Origin of the sequence: Solibacillus sp. FSL K6-4121 (genome assembly GCF_038002585.1) — a bacterium.
GTDB lineage: Bacteria > Bacillota > Bacilli > Bacillales_A > Planococcaceae > Solibacillus > Solibacillus faecavium.
In genome coordinates, this window is record NZ_JBBOCS010000002.1 from 1,393,921 (window position 1) to 1,413,172 (window position 19,252).

At 37.9% G+C, this 19,252-nt stretch carries 25 protein-coding genes and 1 other annotated feature; of the genes, 2 read left to right on the forward strand and 23 right to left on the reverse strand.

Annotation, left to right across the window (positions count from 1 at the left end):
- Positions 1–130 precede the first annotated feature (130 nt).
- A complete protein-coding gene (locus MHH95_RS16680) occupies positions 131–1,600 on the forward strand; it encodes a putative polysaccharide biosynthesis protein (RefSeq protein WP_340728533.1) in 1,470 nt (489 codons plus the stop codon).
- Here MHH95_RS16680 and MHH95_RS16685 read toward each other — a convergent pair.
- The 8 genes from MHH95_RS16685 to MHH95_RS16720 all read right to left on the reverse strand — a co-directional run bounded on the left by MHH95_RS16685 (position 1,580) and on the right by MHH95_RS16720 (position 8,765).
- Entirely contained in the window at positions 1,580–2,221 is a 642-nt protein-coding gene (locus tag MHH95_RS16685; protein ID WP_191700338.1) for a DUF421 domain-containing protein, read from the reverse strand. The genes MHH95_RS16680 and MHH95_RS16685 overlap by 21 nt on opposite strands.
- Before the next feature lie 101 nt (positions 2,222–2,322).
- A complete protein-coding gene (gene yajC, locus MHH95_RS16690) occupies positions 2,323–2,583 on the reverse strand; it encodes a preprotein translocase subunit YajC (protein ID WP_191700339.1) in 261 nt (86 codons plus the stop codon).
- Positions 2,584–2,711: 128 nt separating this feature from the next.
- A complete protein-coding gene (tgt, locus tag MHH95_RS16695) occupies positions 2,712–3,869 on the reverse strand; it encodes a tRNA guanosine(34) transglycosylase Tgt (RefSeq protein ID WP_339213157.1) in 1,158 nt (385 codons plus the stop codon).
- Positions 3,870–3,986: 117 nt separating this feature from the next.
- Positions 3,987–5,024, reverse strand: coding sequence for a tRNA preQ1(34) S-adenosylmethionine ribosyltransferase-isomerase QueA (gene queA / locus MHH95_RS16700; RefSeq protein ID WP_339216937.1), 1,038 nt, complete (start codon positions 5,022–5,024; stop codon positions 3,987–3,989).
- A 15-nt stretch (positions 5,025–5,039) separates the two neighbouring features.
- A complete protein-coding gene (ruvB, locus tag MHH95_RS16705) occupies positions 5,040–6,044 on the reverse strand; it encodes a Holliday junction branch migration DNA helicase RuvB (RefSeq protein ID WP_191700341.1) in 1,005 nt (334 codons plus the stop codon).
- 17 nt (positions 6,045–6,061) lie between these two features.
- Positions 6,062–6,682 (reverse strand): Holliday junction branch migration protein RuvA, encoded by a 621-nt coding sequence (ruvA, locus tag MHH95_RS16710; protein WP_191700342.1) that lies wholly within the window; start codon positions 6,680–6,682, stop codon positions 6,062–6,064.
- A gap of 203 nt (positions 6,683–6,885) precedes the next feature.
- Positions 6,886–7,728: a phosphotransferase gene (locus MHH95_RS16715; RefSeq protein WP_339213160.1), complete on the reverse strand. Its 843-nt coding sequence runs from the start codon at positions 7,726–7,728 to the stop codon at positions 6,886–6,888.
- Positions 7,719–8,765 (reverse strand): LysM peptidoglycan-binding domain-containing protein, encoded by a 1,047-nt coding sequence (locus MHH95_RS16720; RefSeq protein WP_340728534.1) that lies wholly within the window; start codon positions 8,763–8,765, stop codon positions 7,719–7,721. Before MHH95_RS16720 ends, MHH95_RS16715 begins: the two co-directional genes overlap by 10 nt.
- A gap of 123 nt (positions 8,766–8,888) precedes the next feature.
- Between MHH95_RS16720 and MHH95_RS16725 the strand changes: the two genes are divergently transcribed.
- Positions 8,889–9,416: a transcription repressor NadR gene (locus MHH95_RS16725; protein ID WP_340728535.1), complete on the forward strand. Its 528-nt coding sequence runs from the start codon at positions 8,889–8,891 to the stop codon at positions 9,414–9,416.
- A 51-nt stretch (positions 9,417–9,467) separates the two neighbouring features.
- Here MHH95_RS16725 and MHH95_RS16730 read toward each other — a convergent pair whose 3' ends face one another.
- The 15 genes from MHH95_RS16730 to minD all read right to left on the reverse strand — a co-directional run bounded on the left by MHH95_RS16730 (position 9,468) and on the right by minD (position 19,190).
- Positions 9,468–10,760 carry an FtsW/RodA/SpoVE family cell cycle protein gene (locus MHH95_RS16730; protein WP_339213166.1) on the reverse strand — a complete coding sequence of 431 codons (1,293 nt, stop codon included), beginning with the start codon at positions 10,758–10,760 and terminating at the stop codon, positions 9,468–9,470.
- Positions 10,750–11,145 (reverse strand): helix-turn-helix transcriptional regulator, encoded by a 396-nt coding sequence (locus tag MHH95_RS16735; protein ID WP_340728536.1) that lies wholly within the window; start codon positions 11,143–11,145, stop codon positions 10,750–10,752. Before MHH95_RS16735 ends, MHH95_RS16730 begins: the two co-directional genes overlap by 11 nt.
- Positions 11,138–11,683, reverse strand: coding sequence for a sigma-70 family RNA polymerase sigma factor (locus tag MHH95_RS16740; RefSeq protein ID WP_340728537.1), 546 nt, complete (start codon positions 11,681–11,683; stop codon positions 11,138–11,140). The genes MHH95_RS16735 and MHH95_RS16740 overlap by 8 nt, the downstream gene beginning before the upstream one ends.
- Before the next feature lie 112 nt (positions 11,684–11,795).
- The gene (locus tag MHH95_RS16745; protein WP_340728538.1) at positions 11,796–11,969 is read right to left on the reverse strand and encodes a hypothetical protein; all 174 of its coding nucleotides are present in this window, start codon (positions 11,967–11,969) and stop codon (positions 11,796–11,798) included.
- Positions 11,970–12,033: 64 nt separating this feature from the next.
- On the reverse strand, positions 12,034–12,423 hold the full coding sequence (locus MHH95_RS16750) for a thiol-disulfide oxidoreductase DCC family protein (protein ID WP_339213172.1): 390 nt from the start codon (positions 12,421–12,423) through the stop codon (positions 12,034–12,036).
- 10 nt (positions 12,424–12,433) lie between these two features.
- Positions 12,434–13,306, reverse strand: coding sequence for a prephenate dehydratase (pheA, locus tag MHH95_RS16755; protein ID WP_339213174.1), 873 nt, complete (start codon positions 13,304–13,306; stop codon positions 12,434–12,436).
- 136 nt (positions 13,307–13,442) lie between these two features.
- Positions 13,443–13,898: an ACT domain-containing protein gene (locus tag MHH95_RS16760; protein ID WP_191700351.1), complete on the reverse strand. Its 456-nt coding sequence runs from the start codon at positions 13,896–13,898 to the stop codon at positions 13,443–13,445.
- 17 nt (positions 13,899–13,915) lie between these two features.
- Entirely contained in the window at positions 13,916–15,205 is a 1,290-nt protein-coding gene (gene obgE / locus MHH95_RS16765) for a GTPase ObgE (RefSeq protein WP_340728539.1), read from the reverse strand.
- A 5-nt stretch (positions 15,206–15,210) separates the two neighbouring features.
- The gene (locus MHH95_RS16770; RefSeq protein WP_339213178.1) at positions 15,211–15,735 is read right to left on the reverse strand and encodes a Spo0B domain-containing protein; all 525 of its coding nucleotides are present in this window, start codon (positions 15,733–15,735) and stop codon (positions 15,211–15,213) included.
- 275 nt (positions 15,736–16,010) lie between these two features.
- Positions 16,011–16,307 carry a 50S ribosomal protein L27 gene (rpmA, locus tag MHH95_RS16775; protein ID WP_008405208.1) on the reverse strand — a complete coding sequence of 99 codons (297 nt, stop codon included), beginning with the start codon at positions 16,305–16,307 and terminating at the stop codon, positions 16,011–16,013.
- 13 nt (positions 16,308–16,320) lie between these two features.
- A complete protein-coding gene (locus MHH95_RS16780; protein WP_008405207.1) occupies positions 16,321–16,662 on the reverse strand; it encodes a ribosomal-processing cysteine protease Prp in 342 nt (113 codons plus the stop codon).
- A 16-nt stretch (positions 16,663–16,678) separates the two neighbouring features.
- Positions 16,679–16,987 carry a 50S ribosomal protein L21 gene (rplU, locus tag MHH95_RS16785; RefSeq protein ID WP_008405205.1) on the reverse strand — a complete coding sequence of 103 codons (309 nt, stop codon included), beginning with the start codon at positions 16,985–16,987 and terminating at the stop codon, positions 16,679–16,681.
- A 14-nt stretch (positions 16,988–17,001) separates the two neighbouring features.
- Positions 17,002–17,078 (reverse strand) — a sequence feature (ribosomal protein L21 leader region).
- A 45-nt stretch (positions 17,079–17,123) separates the two neighbouring features.
- Positions 17,124–17,735 (reverse strand): site-2 protease family protein, encoded by a 612-nt coding sequence (locus MHH95_RS16790; RefSeq protein WP_191700354.1) that lies wholly within the window; start codon positions 17,733–17,735, stop codon positions 17,124–17,126.
- Entirely contained in the window at positions 17,736–18,275 is a 540-nt protein-coding gene (locus MHH95_RS16795) for a hypothetical protein (protein WP_339213181.1), read from the reverse strand.
- A 117-nt stretch (positions 18,276–18,392) separates the two neighbouring features.
- A complete protein-coding gene (gene minD, locus MHH95_RS16800) occupies positions 18,393–19,190 on the reverse strand; it encodes a septum site-determining protein MinD (protein WP_191700463.1) in 798 nt (265 codons plus the stop codon).
- Between the last annotated feature and the right edge of the window lie 62 nt (positions 19,191–19,252).

A 19,252-nucleotide genomic window follows, 5' to 3' on the forward strand; every position in this document is an offset into this window, starting at 1 on the left:
CGATCACTCCTATACTTAGGTTTTAACTGCGATTAGTATTGCATACTTTATTGTATCTGAATGAAATTAAATTGAGAAGGGAGAATATTGAAGTTATTTGGGCTCATTTTTAAAAGGAACATTATTTTTAATGTTTGTCATATTCATTTCTAAATGTCTTGGGTTTATTTACAGAATGCAGTTTATGCGTATTGCTGGAGAAGAGGCTGTCGGACTTTATATGACAGCTTATCCGACCTTTATTTTTTTCATTTCTCTTATTCAATTAGGTATTCCCATTGCAATTTCTAAGCTAATTGCAGAATACTCCGCAAAAAGAAAAGTTGAACATGTTGCAACAATTATGAAAACGGCTATAAAAATTTCTGCTATTTCTATTATTTTATTTAGTCCATTCGTTTATTTTAGCATCCCGTATATTGCAAAAGTGCTATTACATAATGAAAATTTGATTTTCACACTTTATATTAGCATATTCACAATTCCAATCGTTGTATTTTCAAGTTTGATAAAAGCATATTTGCAAGGCTTAGCAAAAATTGCTCCTACCGCATGGGCACAGCTTCTTGAACAACTTGTACGAATTGGTCTAATTGTCGTATTATTACCGTACTTCATTTCTGAATCACCTGCCATAACAGCAGCTGCAGCAATGGGGATTACAGCAATTGGAGAAATCTTTTCTTTATTATTTTTGGCTTATTTCTATAAAAGGTCCAGTAAAGCATTTAAAAAAGGCAACAGCAACGGATCTTTTGCAAAACCGATTTTTAATATTGCGCTTCCATCAGCAGGCAGTAAATTATTCGGAACATTTACATGGTTTTTAGAGCCGATTATTTTCCTGAAAGCCCTAACTGTTTCTGGTTTAGCAGCAGGTGCTGCTACAACACTTTACGGAATTATTTCGGGTGTTCACATACCGTTGCTACTATTCCCGGCATTTATCCCAGCAGCTCTGGCAATTGTCCTCATCCCTGCAGTAAGCAGTGCCATGGCCAGCGGTAATTACACATTGGTGAATAAACGGGTGACACATTCTTTAAGACTGTCTTCATTAATTGGCTGTTTAGCCGCCTCTTTATTCTTTTTGCATGGAGATGAACTGACAATGGTTCTTTTCCATTTAGAAGAAAACCGTGGCTATATGAAAATATTGGCACCAATTTTTTATTTTTATTATATTCAAAGTCCGCTTCATTCAATTTTACAAGCAATTGATGAAGCTCAGGCTGCTATGATGAATTCCATTTATGGTGGTATTGGAAAACTTTTCATTCTGTTTTTCTTGGCATCACAGCCATCCATTCAGGAAAAAGGGGCAATTATCGCCATTGGTTTTGGCGTATTAATCACGTCTTTCCTGCATATTGCCTCCATTAAGCAACAGAAGAAAATCAATGTTGGCTTTAGATTCTTTTTCCTGCCTTACGGTATTTTCATCATTACTTGTATTGCTTTGCCATTGTTCACGAAAGGCATACCGTTATTTACTAGTTGTTTCGTTACTATTGGTGTCGTAATGTTATTACTATTCATTACAAAACAAATTCGAATTAATGATTTCCATTACATCCGATCAATTTTTTCGCGCTCGTAATTGGACAAACCACTTTTCATTTTCATACGTACAATAAAAAATGTCCCTTATATTGGGATATCCATTGACTAATAATTCATGCACCAGCCATTCTTCATCTTTTCCCATTATTTTCAAATGTCTTTTGTCAACATAACCATCCAGTATTAATGGCAAAATAAATCCACCTTGATCTTTTTTATAAACGGATAATTTACCGGACTGTTCCAAAAATGCATAGGCTACATCTTGTACAGAGCAGACTCCCTGTTCACGAAGCTGCTGGAGCAGATCATCTAGGTTGTATCGCTGTTTTTTCATTTCAGATTCACAAATCCAGCCATCTCTAATGACCATTGTAGGATCGCCTTCAATAAAGTCACGTAATCGTTTATTTTTTAATATAGACCAAGAGTTTAAATACTGAATTAAAAACAATAATATAATTGGTAATATTGCTTTTGAAAACTCTCTATGTATGTCATCTAGTGCAAGTGCCGCAACTTCAGCCATCAATACAAAAATCGCCAAATCAACAATGCTTAGCTCACCAACTTCACGTTTGCCCATAAGTCGAAATACAACAAGTAAAATAATATACAAAAGAACTGTTCGTATAATAATAATCATATAATCATTCATTTTCGCTCACCTCTTTCTTACATTTTAGCTTGTACAAAAATGTAGGAAAGATACAAAAAGCTTGCGGAAAATTAACATTTCCGCAAGCTTTTTTCATTCGTTTAAACTGATTCTACACGACCAATTGCTTGGCGCTCAAATTTCAAACGAGTATTTCCGTCAACTAATAAATAAACAACCGTATCTTCAATTGCATCTACTTCTCCGTGTAAGCCACCTACAGTAACTACTTTATCTCCACGTTTTAAGCTATTTTGCATTGTTGCTGTTGCTTTTTGACGTTTTTGTGCTGGACGAATTAAAATGAACCACATCGCAACGAACATTACGATGATTGGTAAAAATTGTACTAAGCCTTCCATTCTTATATTGCCCCCTTTCTCTATCTCTTTCTCACTTACCTAGTATAGTATAGAATTGTTAAGTTTTGCTCAAAAAAACTCTACTTTTTCTAAAAAATTATATTAATTTTCGGATTTCGAACATATTATTAGAAGTTTTTTGCATTTGGTTTGTTATAACCATATTTTTCGAAAAATTCTTCTTTAAAATCACCTAAACGGTCTTCACGAATCGCTTGGCGTACATCTTCCATTAATTTAATTAAGAAGCGTAAGTTATGGTATGACGTTAAACGTAAACCGAATGTTTCTTCTGTACGTAATAAATGGCGTACATATGCACGTGTATAGTTTTTACATGTGTAGCAATCGCAATTTTCATCGATTGGCGTAAAGTCTTTAGCGTATTTTGCATTTTTGATGACCATACGTCCTTCAGAAGTCATGAGTGTACCATTACGTGCAATACGTGTTGGCAGTACACAGTCGAACATATCAATTCCGCGCATCGCTCCATCAATTAGAGAGTCTGGTGAACCGACACCCATTAAATAGCGTGGTTTATTTGCCGGCATCATTGGTGCAGTAAAATCTAATACTTTATTCATAATATCTTTCGGCTCGCCAACAGATAAACCGCCGATTGCATAACCTGGGAAATCAAGCTCTACTAAAGCTTCAGCAGATTTACGTCGCAACTCTTCATATTCCCCGCCTTGAATAATCCCAAATAATCCTTGCTCATCTGGACGTGCATGAGCTTCTTTACAGCGCTTTGCCCAACGCGTTGTACGATCAACAGATGCTTCCATATATTCATATGTTGCTGGGAATGGTGGACATTCATCAAATGCCATCATAATATCAGAGCCTAGATCATTTTGGATTTCCATAGCCTTTTCCGGAGATAAAAATAGCTTGTCTCCATTTAAATGATTACGGAAATAAACGCCCTCTTCTTCAATTTTACGGAACTTTGATAAAGAGAATACTTGGAAACCGCCTGAATCCGTTAAAATAGGACGGTCCCAGTTCATGAATTTGTGTAGGCCACCCGCTTCTTTTACAATATCATTTCCTGGACGAAGCCATAAATGATACGTATTAGATAAAATGATTCCTGCATTCATTTCTTTTAATTCTTCAGGACTCATCGCCTTCACGGTAGCTTGTGTACCAACGGGCATAAATGTCGGTGTTTCAAACGAGCCATGTGGTGTATGCACAATCCCTAATCGGGCACCTGTTTGAGCACAAGTTTTAATTAATTCATATCGAATTGGTAATTGGTTTGTTGTTTCTGTCATAATAAAAAATCCTCTCGTTTCTAAAGTAAGAACACTACTTCGAATGAAAACACCTACCACTGTTGTAGTAGGTGCACACAAATAATAATTGTATCGATATGTTACCTTAATTGCAAATTACTTCCCTGGACGAATGAACATTGCATCTCCAAAGCTAAAGAAACGGTACTTTTCTTCAACTGCTTTTTCGTAGGCATTCATAATTGTTTCTTTCGTAGCAAGCGCACTGACAAGCATGACTAATGTTGACTTCGGTAAGTGGAAATTCGTAATAAGACCATCAATTGCCTTATATTCAAATCCTGGATAAATAAAAATATTTGTCCATCCTTGTGATGCCACAATTTTTCCGTCATTTTTTGCTGCCACTGTTTCAAGGGTACGAGTAGAAGTAGTTCCTACCGAAATGACGTTTCCTCCTGCTTGCTTCACACGGTTAATTGCAGCTGCAGCTTCTTCCGATACACTATAAAATTCTGAATGCATATCATGGTCTTCAATGGAATCAACACTTACTGGTCGGAATGTACCCAGCCCTACATGCAATGTGATGAACACGATTTCTACACCCTTTGCTTTTATAGCTTCTAGTAAAGGCTCAGTAAAATGTAGTCCCGCTGTCGGTGCCGCTGCCGATCCACGTTCCTTTGCAAAAACTGTCTGATAACGTTCCTGGTCGTCTAACTTTTCACGGATATATGGTGGCAAAGGCATTTCCCCCAGTTTATCCAGGATTTCATAAAAAATGCCATCATACGTAAATTTAAATGTACGTCCGCCATGATCTAGTTCGCCAGTGCATGTTGCAGTCAACAGTCCATCACCAAATGTGACAACCGTTCCGACCTTTACACGCTTGGCTGGTTTAACTAGCGTTTCCCATTCATCCTCATTTGTTTGCTTTAATAGTAATAATTCTATATTGGCACCTGTGTCTGCTTTAGTCCCCATTAACCGAGCCGGCAGTACTCGTGTATCATTTAATACGAGACAATCCCCTGCTTTTAGTTCATTTAAAATATGGGCAAATGTATGATGCTCAACTTCCAATGAGTTTGGGTTAACGACCATCAAGCGGCTCGCTGTACGGTCTAATAATGGTGTTTGGGCAATTAATTCTTCTGGTAAATGAAAATCAAAATCTTCTACTTTCACGGTCATAACTTCCTTCTATTCTTTTTGTGCCGGTGGATAACCGAAATGGTCGTAGCATAGGTTTGTTGCTATTCGACCACGTGGTGTACGTTGAATAAAGCCAATTTGCAATAAAAACGGCTCATACACATCCTCAATTGTAATTCTTTCTTCTCCGATGGATGCTGCTAGCGCATCTAAACCAACAGGACCACCACCGAAACGTTCAATCATCGACTGCATCAGTTTATGATCTATATGGTCAAGTCCTCTTGGATCAACTTGTAGAAGCTCCAATGCTTGCTTCGCCAAATTGTGCGAAACAACACCGTCTGCTAATACTTGTGCATAATCACGAACTCTTTTTAATAAACGATTTGCTATTCGTGGTGTTCCACGGGCACGTCTTGCAATTTCATAGGCCGCTTGTTCATTTAATGCAACCCCAAACAATTCGCCCGATCGAATAACAATTTCCGCCAGCGACTGTTCATCATAATATTCCAGTCTCGCCAAAACACCAAAACGATCACGAAGCGGTGCAGAAAGAGCGCCTGCTCGTGTCGTCGCACCAACAAGTGTAAATGGCGGCAACTCTAAACGAATCGAACGTGCTTCTGGACCTTTTCCGACAACAATATCCAGACAGAAATCCTCCATGGCAGAATAGAGTACTTCCTCAATAGCACGTGGCAAACGATGAATTTCATCAATAAAAAGTACGTCACCTGCTTCGAGAGAACTTAAAATTGCTGCTAAATCCCCTGGTCGTTCAATCGCCGGACCGCTTGTCATTTTTACGTTTACATTCATTTCATTAGCGATAACGATAGCTAATGTTGTTTTCCCTAAACCTGGTGGACCATAAAGGAGTACATGGTCAAGACTTTCCTGACGTAGCTTAGCGGCTTCGATAAATATTTTAAGGTTTTCCTTCACTTTATCTTGACCTATGTATTGCACTAAACGCTGCGGTCTTAAAGAAAGCTCAAATTGCTCTTCGGCATCTGTTGCTTCACCTGAAAGTACACGGTCTGACATGTTATCTCACTCCTTTTTTATTTCAATTTCAACAATAGCTTTAATGCCTGTTTAATATAGGCATCTGTCGTCGTTAAACTTTCATCTTCACTTAATTGTGGTTTAACCTTATCCAGTTCCTTTTCGGAGTAGCCTAATGCCAGTAGAGCAAGCATTGCCTCCTGAAGTTCATGTTCATTTGGATTAACACCAAATAACGGCAGCTCATTTTCTGCGCTCGGTAATTCCACCGAATCAAGCAGCATATCGAGCTTTCCTTTTAAATCCAAAATCATTTGGCGTGCTGTTTTTTTACCTACACCAGGGAATCGGATTAAAAATGCTTCGTCTTCCATTTCAATTGCCTGTATTACGGAAGTAGGGTTCCCACTAGCTAAAATCGCCAGTGCACCTTTTGGACCGATACCTGATACTTGAATTAGTTTTTTAAATAATTCACGCTGCTCCAAACTATTAAATCCATATAAATTTTGTGCGTCTTCCCTTACCTGCAAGGACACAAATATTTGCTGATCGCTTGCTGAAATTCGGAATGCATATGGATTGGGAGTAAAGATCATCCAGCCAATGCCTTGTTGTTCTAATACAATATATTCTGGTGTAACTCTGGTTACTTGTCCTTTTAAATAATCATACATCGTTCATCCCTCACATTTCTCGATTTATTATAGCATACGAAAAGGTAAGTTACCGAACGTACGTTGCTTTTATTCGAGACTAACAGCCATGCGGATACCGATTTCGGTTTTATGCATTTTTAAATACAAAAAAGACTGTCCTATAAGACAGCCTTAAGTTTATCATATTCTTTATCTTGTATCACAGAATTATATGCTACAATTTAATTTTGCAAAATTTCAATTTGTTCTGCTAAAGAATCTTTGTATTTAAGCCACTCATACACAATTGATTGGATGAATGGATAGCAGGCAATTTTTTGTCGGTCGCTTAATTTGAGATAAAATAAACATTCCCTCAAAATTTCATTAGGGTAATTCAAATAATGAAGCTTCGGCTGAACAATCTGTAAATAAGGATGATCATTCATTGCCTGCTGTAAATTATATTTAGTTTGTGGCATTATGCGATGAAGCCATAAAATAATCTCATCTGATGCTTCTCCTAAAGAAGCTAAATCAAAATCAATAAGCTTTACTTCTTCACCACGTAACATCACGTTATGATGAACGACATCCCCATGTAAAATTGTTTTAGTTTCAGAAGGTACAGTCCTTTGCGCCATTGTATTTAACGCATTGGACGCATGCTTAACTAAATCGTCATAATTGTTTTTTAATAAGCGTCTTAGCTCTCTTTCATTTGCAATAAAGCGTTCGAAGCGCCTCATCCACTTCTCCGGCATTCGGTACAATGAAAGCATGCCTGTTTCATCCCAATTAATTTTTTCATTGGTTTCATGCAATTGTTGGAGCGCATAAATAGCAAAATACTGATGTTCAAACCGCTTATAATCAACACTTTTCCCATCAAACCACCGTTGTTTTAAAATATTTGGCTCTTCATTTTCTTCTACAGGAATATGATATGGGAATTGTATATTTTCAAGCTCACGATGAATCATTTTCACTTTTTGTGCAATAAATCCATCTTCATAATACTTCATAAAATAAGACCCTTTTTGTGTATCCCACTTCCAGCAATTCTCTTTTATGACTATTGACATGACTTCGGCGGTTGTGGCATCGGTTGCATTTGAGGCATCATACTTGCTGGATAAGGCATCATTTGTGGGTGACAGCAAGGGTTTTGTTGGTGCATCATATAATCAATTTCATTATAGTAATGGTTTACTAATTGCTCTTTATCCGGGCAATGTTTTCTTTTTACTGAAGACTCATCATGATGGATTGGCTGCATTTGCATATGCATTGGATGTTCCATATGCATAAATGGTTGCATTTGCGGATGCATATACATTGTTGATTCCATTGGCATATGCTGACATGATGGGCACACCGGCATTTGGTGCATATGCATTAGCGACTCCATTGGCATTCGATGACATGACGGACACACTGGCATATGATGCATTGGCATTTCCATTGGCATCCGATGACATGACGGACAAGCCGGCATTTGATGCACTGGCATTTGATGCACTGGCATTTTATGGCATGAAGGACACACTGGCATTTGAGGCATTGGCATTGGCATTGGGTGAATAAACTGTGGCTGATGTTCGAAGACTGGTTGCTGCGGCATTGGTTGTGGTTGTGGTTGTGGTTGTGGTTGTTGCTGAATGATAATAGGTTGTTGTGGCATCATCGGTGGCATATAGACGGGTTGTGGTTGTGTAATATTGTTTTCAAATGTTGGTTGTACATGAACATTCGTTTGCCAATTTGGCATCGGCATCGGCATTGGCTGAGGAGTAGGCTGCAAGTAAATATCCCCTTGCCAAAGCGGTTTTTGTGGTTGTGGCTGCGGCATAGGTACCGGTGTTGGAACGGGTGCCGGCATTTGAACGGGTTGCTCTTTCACAGGCTTTGGCTGCTCCTTGACTACTTTTGGCTGTTCCTTTACAACTTGCTTCACTTCTTTTTTATGCACGGAATCTGGTAAATATATTTCCATCCCTGGAACAATATAATCAGGGTTAGCTAAATGTGCATTTAATCTTTTTAAATCTTCAAAACCAATCGCATATTGCTTTGCGATTTTCCACAAAGTATCTCCCTTTTGAACAATATGAACGCGCACATCTTTCCTCCTTTTCTCGTAATAGCATATGCATAAATTGTGCTATTGCCACAATGTTCACAGTAAGTACACTATAATTATGATAAGATGTAATGTAACTGGTATGCTAATGAGGTGGAATTGATGAAAAAATTATTAGGCGAAGAACGCCGTCTCGAATTGCTTGCATTATTAAAGAATGCAACACAACCGCTAACAGGTACAGAATTAGCAAAGCATACAAATGTTTCGAGACAGGTCATTGTAAATGACATGAATTTATTAAAAGCACGAAACGAACCCATTGTCGCTACAAGCCAAGGTTATATTTATATGCATAACGTTCAACAATCGCGTATACAACGTAAAATTGTCTGTATGCATAATGCTGAGGAAGCGAAAGAGGAGCTATTTATATTGGTCGATTGTGGGGTTATGGTCGAAAGCGTTATTGTCGAGCATCCGGTATACGGAGAAATTACCGCTTCGATTATGGTATCTAACCGCTTAGAAGTGGAGCATTTTGTAAAACGAGTTCAAGAAACTAATGCCCTTTATCTTTCAGCTCTTACCGATGGCACACATTTGCACGTCATTAGCTCGACTTCTGAAGAAAGCTTGAATCTAGCCGAAGAGAAATTACGTCAGCGCGGATTTTTGATTGAAAACTAAGATAAAACAGCTTATTCAGAAGACACTTGTCAAATGAATAAGCTGTTTTTCTTATGAATAGTTCTGTTGCACGCCACTCCCGATAAATGTCTTCCGGCGATACACGCTAAGTGCAATCCCGATGACAAATGAGTTTAATAGGAGAGATGTAAAACCATAACTTATAAAAGGAAGCGACAATCCGATGATCGGCAACCAACCAAGAATCATAGCCACAGAATATCCAAACTGCATGCAATAAAAAGATACTGCTCCAATTACAAGCATTTTTCCATAGGAACGGGCTAATTGTTTTGCTTTCCAAAGTATACGAATTGCGATGGCGAATAATACCGATACGACAGCAATTCCTGCAATATAACCAAATTCCTGGATAAGCTGCACTAAAGCAAAATCTGTATGCCCTTCCGGAATATAACGAACCGTCTCTGCCCCAAACCACCCAGCTTCATTTAATGCATTTTTGATTGCCAAATATACATAGCCTTCCTGTGTAGCATAACTTTCCGGATTCAGAAAAGCATAGATACGTACAAGCTGGTAATGATGCAGCTGCGGAGCAATCAGAAACATTGTACTAGCGATTAGGCCTATTAAAGTTATACTTGTCATAATTTTCGATTTTAGTGAGTAGTCACTTAAATAAAATAAAACCGTTACTACCCCTGTATAAATAAGGGCTGCTGTCAGGTTTGGCGCACTTAAAATAAACCATAACGGCAAAACAAATAAGACGATTAACTGCCAACTTTTAAATTTTTTCTGTGTAAAAAAGCCTGCCCAAGCAATCAGCAACAATGGTAAAACGGTCCAAGCTTGTATCTGTATCGGCCCTACCATTAAATAGCTTTGCCCAGAAACCATAGCTGTCGGAAAGAAATATAATATCATTAACAAAATAAGTGCACCCAAATATATAGCGAGACTGAACCGCTCCAGCTTCCGGTAATCGATATACATCAGTGCTGCAATCAATATGGCGGCACAAACAAGGTGCACCCATTTGCTTCGAATAAAATAATCAGTCATATCTGCCCCAAAAATAACGGTACTATCAAATGTTAAAATAGGAATAAAGCTGGCCCCTAATAGAAGTGCAACTAAACTAATTAACAGCCAATCGACTTTGGGCCGGTGAATCTTGTCCATCGATTTTCCGAGTGCGGATGGTGAACCCATTTCATCAATTGCTTTTCGTTCCGCTTCATCGGGTGTATACCCTTTTTTTAACCAGGCATTTTTCGAATGCTCTATATGGTGCTTTAATTCATCATATACATGTACCTGAGCTTCTTTTGAACGAATAAAAGCTGTTACTTTATTTAAAAAACGTTCACTCTGCATGCATACGCACCCCCAATAGACGCTCCTTCAATGTCAGTTTGATTTGCCCCTCTTGCTGTAATTGTTTTTTTCCGGTCTTCGTTAACTCATACCGCTTAACGCCGTCCGTCCAATTTGCGAGCACAAACCCATTCCTTTCCTGTTCATGAAGAATTGAATAGATGATTCCCTCATTATTGATTACATCCTGTATTCCCCTTACATGCAGTAATTGCGTAATTTCAATCCCTGACTTTGCTTCAAATAAAAGTGATAAAATTAACCTTTTCAACTCGTCCATGTTTAACTGTCGTTGAACATTTTCTTTATGCTGCTCTGTGAACTTCGTGCTGAAAAATGCAGTGCGATCCATCGCTTTTTTCAAATTTTTTAAACGATCATCCATTTTCTTCACGCTCCAGATATTTTTTTAATAGCTGCTTCCCTTTTCGAAGTCTTGTTTTTACTGTGTTCTCATTAATTTGCAGTACATCTGCCATTTCCTTCATCGCCTGATCTTCGTAATAACATAAATAAATAACTTCACGGTATTTGATCGGCAGCGCCATGATCGCCTTGACTAAGTTCTCATCTTCCTGCTGCTGTATGACTTCTCGTTCAACAGAAGTACCGCTTTCTACTTGCATAAAGACTTCATCGTCTTTTGCTTCGACATTTTTGGCATACCAGCTTTTCAAATAATCTTTTGAATGGTTAATTGCAATGCGCCAAAGCCATGTTTTTAACGATGAATCATATTGAAAAGAAGGAAGTGCCTTGTAGCATTTCACGAAAATCTCCTGCGTTAGATCCTCGGCAACAGCGTTATTATGTACATATTGCATGACAAGCTTTAATATGTCTTCTCCGTAATGTTGCATTAATTCATCTATAATCGTTTCATTTGATAAGTTAGCAGTATCATTTATTAAATAACTTTCCACAGAAATACCTCCTTTCATCAATTAGACGAATCCCGTTTTTAAAAAGTTTGATTTAATTACAATTAATTAATAGGATACTGGATTAAATAGAACCCTGAAAATTCTAATATATTTATAAATCTTCTAATATAATTTTATTTTTTCTAATAAAATCCCGATTTTCTAATAAAACGTCCCATTGTGCTAAAATGCAATGACTTTTATCTAATATCTCCGTTGGATTTGCTAATATCCAATTGCCATCTTCTAATATCCCGCAGCATTGTTCTAATAAAATGACGCGCATACATTATTCCTTTAAAATAAACATAAAAAAGTGCACTCCATTGACACGAGTGCACAACTTCATTTTATAAAAATCTTTTTCGCTGCTCTGCTGATGGTAGCATGCATGCATCTTTTTTACCGAACCATTTGTAGCGGTTTTTTGCAACGAACCGATAGAAAATATCCCGCAGTGGTTTAGGCACTACAATGAAAATATAGCATAGCTTCCAGAGGCCTGTAAGATTCCGTGCAATTTTAAGCGCTGCTGTCGATTCAGTATAGTAATTATCCCCTTCAATCAATACAATGCTGTCCGTCTTTTCGGAGACACCAAACTTTTTCAACATATCAATCCCGCTATCACTTTGAAGTGAGGTAAACTTAAACAATGCTTTCGGATCACGCTTTATAATAAATTGAACACTTGCATCACAGAAGTTGCATTCTCCATCAAATAGTATAAGACGTCTCAAGATCTCCACCTCATTCTGGTGTTACATAAGTAAAATATGTGCCGAGTGACTTCACTGTGCAGCCAAGAGCCTTAAGCTCCTCCAGAGCACCTTTCATCATCGGTTCCTCTTCATCGTCTAGTATATCAATAATGAAGAAATAATTCCCGAGTCCTGTTTTTAATGGTCGTGATTCTATTTTACTTAAATTTATTTTACGCCATGCAAATACAGATAATACTTGATGAAGCGCACCGGACACATCTGTCGGTAATGTAAGCATAAATGTTGTTTTCGGCTGTGATTGTAACGGTACTAAACCATGCTTTATATTTTGCTTTGATAATACAAAAAAGCGCGTATGATTAAAATGGAAATCATGAATATTATGTTCTGCAATATGTAGGTTATATTTTTCAGCTGCTGAAAGATTTGCAACGGCTGCAATACAGCGATCTTCGGTTTGGGAAACAAGCTCGGCAGCTGCTGCAGTAGAAGCATATGGTGTTTGCTTCACATTGCCATGTGTGTAAAATAAAAATTTATGACATTGTGCCAATGCATGTGGATGTGAATATATTTCTTCCAGCATCTCTAAATTTTCAGCGAACTTTTTATTTACCAATAAATGCTGTTGAATTTTTGACATTACTTCAGCTGTTACAAATAGCTCTGCTTCATGATATAAATAGTCAATTGTTAATGGCACGGAACCTTCCAATGCATTTTCTACAGGTACAACTGCTAGCTCGACTTTCCCCTCCGATACAGCTTCAATACATTCCGGAATTGATTTATATGGAATATGCCAATCATGCGGATATAAACCCTTTGCAGCTAAATATGTAAAAGATGCTTCTGGACCTAGATAGGCAATTCGTTTTTCCCATTTATTTTCTGACATAATGTACACCTCAGTCTCAAGTTCTAAATTTTCTGTTAAATATTTTTATAAGAAAGGACTGTCCATTTGCCCTAGCAGATTGGACAGCCCTAATTATTTGGTTATTCCTTGGTGCATTTGCGTGAAATTCTAGAGGTTAAAATGCACCTGAGCTAATAACTTCAGCCGATTCAATAAATTCAAGATGATTTAAGCTGCGAATGAGTTCATCCAACTCATACGACATACTTGTAACGTCCAATGACAACGTAACATTTGCACGCCCTTGAATCGGAATTGTTTGGTGAATCGTCAGCACATTGCAATGTGCATCCGATACGGTTTCTAGTAATTTGGCAAGTGTACCTTTACGATCTTGCAGTTGAATGAACACCGTTAAAATACGTTCTTGCACAATCGAATGGAAAGGAAAAACAGCATCACGATATTTATAAAAGGCGCTTCGAGATAAATCAACCTCTTTTACCGCATCCCAAATGGAAGTAACAGAGCCTTTTTGCAATAATTGTTTTGCTTCTAACGTTTTTTGCATCGCATCTGTCAATACGTCCTCACGCACTAAATAATATCGTTGATTAGCTACGTTTTTCATCGTCATCCCCCACTTAATTAATCGACAAAGTCAAATTCGAATTCCATTAGACGTACTGTGTCGCCATTTTGGGCACCACGTTTGCGTAATTGCTCGTCAACACCCATAGCACGTAGTTGGCGGGCAAAACGTCGAATACCGTCTTCACGACTGAAGTCAGTCATTTTGAATAAACGTTCAATAGTGTAACCTGAAAGTACATATGCACCATCATCATCACGTGTAATTTCGAAATCGCTGCCTTGGCTTTCATGTTTGTACATTACTACCGCATCCGACTCTTCTTCCAATACATCATGCAATAAGAATTCTGGTGTTACTTCTAGAAGATCGGCGATTTCAAATAGTAATGGCTTTAAACCTTGACGAGAAACTGCTGAAACCGGGAAGATTTTTACGTCTTCTCCTACTTTCTTTTTAAACTCTTCCAAGTTTTCTTCCGCATTTGGCATGTCCATTTTATTGGCAACGATAATTTGCGGACGTTCAAGTAAACGTAGATTATATTGTTCTAACTCGTTGTTAATCGTTACATAATCGTCATATGGCTCGCGGCCTTCCATCCCAGACATATCAATTACGTGTACAATTACTCGTGTACGTTCGATATGACGTAAAAATTGCATCCCTAAGCCAACGCCTTGGTGCGCGCCTTCAATTAAACCTGGTAAATCGGCCATTGCGAATGAACGACCGTCATCTGTTTCTACCATTCCTAAGTTCGGTACAATCGTTGTAAAATGGTAAGCACCAATTTTAGGTTTTGCTGAAGAAACGACAGATAATAATGTAGATTTTCCTACAGAAGGGAAACCAACTAAACCAACATCAGCCAATACTTTTAATTCTAGAATAACTTCTAATTCCTGACCTGGTTCACCTTTTTCGGCTAATTCCGGTGCTGGATTTGATGGTGTAGCAAAACGGCAGTTACCACGTCCGCCACGTCCTGCTTTAGCGATAATAGCCTGTTGACCATGTTCAACTAAATCGGCAATGACTGTTTTTGTTTCAGCATTCATTACAACTGTTCCGGGTGGCACTTTAACGATTAAATCTTCAGCACGACGACCGTGCATCCCTTTACTCATCCCATGCTCTCCACGTTCAGCTTTGAAGTGGCGTTTGTAGCGGAAGTCCATTAACGTACGTAAACCTTCTTCTACTTCAAAAACAACGTTACCACCACGGGCACCATCGCCACCTGCTGGACCACCATTTGGTACATATTTTTCACGGCGGAAGGCAACCATTCCATCTCCACCGTCTCCACCTTTAACGTAAATCTTTACGTGATCGACAAACATTTCTTTCACTCCTCATGCATGTGAAGGACATATTTCCAACTTGTATTCGTTTGTTCATATGTTTCCACACCAAAAATATTCTGTTCTATTGAAAATAGCGACTGTTCCCATTTTCCCGTTAAATGAAATGAAATATTCCACTTATTTTCTTTTGTTTCGATACTTAACTGCAATTTGTGCTCTTCATATGGATCAAGCGTGTCATAAACATGAATAATTGTGTTTTCCAAGTATTGAGTAATAGCTTCATCGTACTTGCTTTCAACTGGGGCATTTACATCGCTATCCATTTGAAGCTGTATAGCTGGGAAACGCCATTGTACTGTATGAAGCCATTCCATCGTATTAGGTAATTGAAGTCGATTGATGTTCGAAAGCATCTTACAATGCTCTGACTGTTCAAAAATCACTTTTTTTGCATCGTCCACTCGACCTAAATCTAAATTCATTTGAATCAAATGAAGATGATTTAAAAAGTCATGATTTGCATAGCGTAACGCTTCAGTTACAGTTAATTTTGAACCAGCCATTTTCCCACTCTCCGTTTTCCAGTATCGTTACTAGTATAACAAGTTTCACATCTATTTTCCTTCTATTCATCTGTTCCTCAAAAGAATGACATAATCGATACTTAAGAAAATTTCAACCATTCATATCAATTATACTTAGCATAATTGCCATCGGATTTAGCTATATGACCATAGCGAATCAGTTAGCCTTTTTCTCCTGAACTATGACACCTGTTAAAAAAGGTGAAAAAGTGAAAAAAAGGACTGCAATAAATGCAGTCCTTTCATTGCAAGAATTATGCTTCTTGAGCTGTAGGGTATACAGATACTTTTTTCTTGTCGCGACCATAGCGTTCAAATTTAACAACGCCGTCAACTTTTGCGAATAATGTATCGTCACCACCGCGGCCTACGTTTGTACCTGGGTAAATTTTTGTACCGCGTTGACGGTAAAGAATTGAACCACCAGTAACGAATTGACCATCAGCGCGTTTAGCACCAAGGCGTTTAGACTCAGAGTCACGTCCGTTTTTAGTAGAACCTACACCTTTTTTAGATGCGAAGAATTGAAGATCTAAAGTTAATAATAACATCCTGTTCCACCTCCTAGATCATTTTATATTTCAATTCGATGTATTCTGAATAGCTCGCAGTCATTGTATAGAACTGTGTAACCATTGTGTTCAGAATAACTTGTAATTTAGCGTCTGTTTCATCATTCAGTTCAGCTTGTGGAACAGTTACTTTTAAGTAACCACCTTCAGCACCTTGTTCGATCTCAGGAGTAATTCCTGTAATTTGTGGGATTGCGTTTACTGCACCAAAGGCAACAGCAGAAGCACCTGCACAAACTAAATCACGACCATAGATATCCGATAAAGCATGTCCTGAAATTTCAAATCCATAAGATTTACGATTTTCATCACTATAAATAGTTACTGTAATCATGTCCATCACCTACTTATTAAGCGTTGATAGCTTCAACTACTAATTTAGTGTATGGTTGACGGTGACCTTGCTTACGACGGTAGTTCTTTTTCGCTTTAAGTTTGAAAACAGTAATTTTCTTTTGCTTACCTTCTTTAACAACTTTCGCTGTTACAGTAGCGCCAGCAACTGTTGGAGCTCCAACTTTAACTGTTTCTCCACCTACGAATAAAACTTTGTCAAAAGTAACGATTTCGTCAGCAGCCACACCTAGTTTTTCAACATAGATTTCTTGACCTGCTTCAACTTTGATTTGTTTACCACCAGTTTCGATAATTGCGTACATTAAAATGCACCTCCTCTTAGACTCAGACTCGCCCGGAATTGCAGGTGACCATAAAGGTACTTAAACCTGTTCAGCGCGGTTGCAGTAGCACGGGTGCTACAAACAATAACATTCAAATACTACCACATCTAAAATATCAAGTCAACCTATTCATTACTATTTTTTCAAATGCAGAACGGTATTTTCGAAATTTCCAATCGCCTATAACTTTGGTCCATAAAAAGAGACCAATGATTGTTAATGACAATGATTGCGGCAATAAATATAATAGTACGATAATTATTACCGTAAGTAAATAAAAAGAAGCCGTTAAATAAAATTCGAAAATTTTAGAAAACGGCCGCCATTTTAATAAGCTATAGCAAAATATTCTACCACCATCAAGAGGCCAGATTGGAATGAGGTTAATAGCTAGAATAAATAGTTGAACTTCTATTAACCTCTCACTGAGCATAGGAGGCAAAAAAACACTGACGAAGATTCCAATGCACGTTGCAAGCGGTCCCCCTAATGCAATAATAATGAGCTGATTGTAGGATAAACGCATCTCATCCTTTATCGTCATTTCTCCGCCGTACGGAACAATTTTACATTGTGTAATGTGCGCTCCGACTAATTTCGCTGCGATAAAATGACCCAATTCATGAAATAATAACGAGACAATAATAACAGTATAAAATGCAATATCCCCATACAAAACAATTGATAAGAGCAGTAACAAAAATAATGGGTGAATCGAAATTTTCATTTAGATGGACTTTTCCTTTAGCCAGCTAATCGTTTCTTCCATATTCAAAACTTGCCCATTTCGCTCAATTTGCACATACAGTTTTCCAGCTTTTTTAGTTGCAACAACCATCCCTTTACTTACAGTTGTGTAGGGTAATACATAAAAATCATCGACAAAACCAAATGTAACTGTATCCCCTGTATCATATACAATCGAAATTGCTTTCCCATTATATTTTGTATGGCCAGTAAAAACAATTAGACCATCAAACAAGGCATTTAATACAAAAGGTTCATCATAAGCGAGTAAAAAACCATCGTTAAAGCGATCAATCGTCTGGAAAAGTTGTAATTGATTGATTGATATATCTGCACTTACAGGGATTTGTGTTTCATCCTTGGACAGTATATTTACAACTGCCTTTCTCATCATGACTAAGTCATCCGAGCTATATACGATGGAATGAATAACACGTTTTGTAGATATATCCCCATAATAATTACAGCCATAAATAATCACAAAGACGATGCTCGCGATGAGCCATTTCCATTTTTTCAAGCTCACCATCCAATCTTTTTGAACTATTATATGTCATGAAAGACATTTCAATTCAAGAAAGCTACTAATAGAAAAAGCTGTATGGAATAGTTCGATACATTCCATACAGCCCACGCTTTATTTGAATAATGATTTTAATTTAGCAAATACACCTTTTGGCTGGTCATCTTCCAGACTCATTAACGGTACAGAGTCCCCTAAAATACGACGGGCAATATTGCGATAGCCTAATGATGCTTTATTATTCGGATTCATTACAATTGGTTCACCTTTGTTTGAAGAGCTAATGACATCTTCACTATCGACAATGATTCCCAATAAATCAATCGATAAATGCGTTGTAACTTCCGTAATATCCATCGCATCTCCGTTCGTCATTAAGCTTTTACGTATACGGTTAATAATAAGCTTTGGTGGTTCAATTGGCTCTTGCTCCAGCAAACCGATAATACGATCCGCATCCCGCACTGCTGAAATTTCAGGTGTTGTAACGACAATAGCGCGATCCGCACCAGCAACAGCATTACGGTAGCCTTGTTCTATACCTGCAGGACAATCAATTAACACATAATCAAATTCCCGCTTCAGCTCATCTATTACGATCTTCATTTGTTCCGGGTTTATCGCATTTTTATCTGTATTTTGAGCAGCAGGCAATAAGTACAAACGTTCATCTACTCGCTTATCTTTAACTAACGCCTGATGCATTTTACAGCGGCCCTCAATTACATCAACTAAATCATAGATAATACGATTTTCCAGTCCTAAAATCACGTCTAAGTTACGTAAACCTATATCCGTATCTACTAAACAAACTTTCTTGCCTTGAAGTGCCAATGCAGTTCCTAGGTTTGCCGTAGTAGTCGTTTTACCTACGCCACCTTTCCCTGAAGTTATAACGATTGCTTCTCCCACATTAGCGGCCCCTTCCTTATATAAGGTAGCATCTTGAGTAATTGCATCATCAATATTCTTAG